Source organism: Sphingomonas endophytica (assembly GCF_001476895.1).
In the GTDB taxonomy this organism is placed as follows: Bacteria; Pseudomonadota; Alphaproteobacteria; order Sphingomonadales; family Sphingomonadaceae; genus Sphingomonas; species Sphingomonas endophytica_A.
In genome coordinates this window covers 1-759 of the sequence record NZ_LDTB01000251.1, presented here as the reverse complement: position 1 = coordinate 759, position 759 = coordinate 1, and the positions used below count along the sequence as shown (strand labels likewise).

At 65.0% G+C, this 759-nt stretch carries 2 protein-coding genes; both read left to right on the top strand.

The genetic code is table 11. From position 1 onward, the window contains the following. The coding region (locus tag NS334_RS18945; protein WP_206542731.1) for a hypothetical protein at positions 1-185 on the top strand (185 nt) is incomplete at its 5' end. Positions 186-202: 17 nt separating this feature from the next. Continuing rightward, on the top strand, positions 203-759 hold a 557-nt coding region (locus NS334_RS17030; protein ID WP_241492020.1), incomplete at its 3' end, for a M20 family metallopeptidase.

Below are 759 nucleotides of genomic sequence, written 5' to 3'. Positions count from 1 at the left end.
ACGGCACGCTGGTCGGTCGGCTCATCGTTCCGAGCTTCATCCTGCCGGCGGCAGCGCCGTTGGCCTATGCGATCGTGATCGACCGGTTCGGCGATGCGAGCGCGCTCTATCTCTCGACCGGCCTCGCCCTGACGACTCTTGTCGCGGCAGCCATGCTGAAACTGCTGTTCGGAAGGGTTCCCTGACGCCGGCCGTGCAGGTTATGGTCTACCAAAACGGGAGGAAGAAAAACGTGACGTCGCAGACCAGGACTAACCTCGCCGCCTTGATGCTCGCCACTGGTGTCTTCCTCTTTGGAACCGGACTTGCCGTCGCGGACCCGAATGGGGACCGGACGGTTGCGTTGCTCAAGAAGCTGATCTCATTCGACACATCGAATGGCCCGGGCGATACGCGGGCGCTCGCCGAGTATCTGAAGTCGCAGTTCGCGCCGCTCGGCGCCGAGGTGGACATCTTCGTCGCCCCGAACGGCAAGGCCGCGCATTTCGTCGCGCGGCTGCGCGGTGACGGCTCGAAGAAGCCGGTGTTGCTCGCCGCGCATGCCGACGTCGTTCCGGTCGAGCGTGAGAAATGGACCGTGGAACCCTTCGCCGGCGTGGAAAAGGACGGTTTCGTCTACGGGCGCGGCGCGATGGACTTCAAGGGCGGGCTCGCTGTGTTCGCCAGCGCGGTGATGCGACTGGCGGAGGAGAAGACGCCGCTGGCGCGCGACGTGATCTTCCTGGCCGAGGCCGACGAGGAGCAGGGGCAATACAGCAC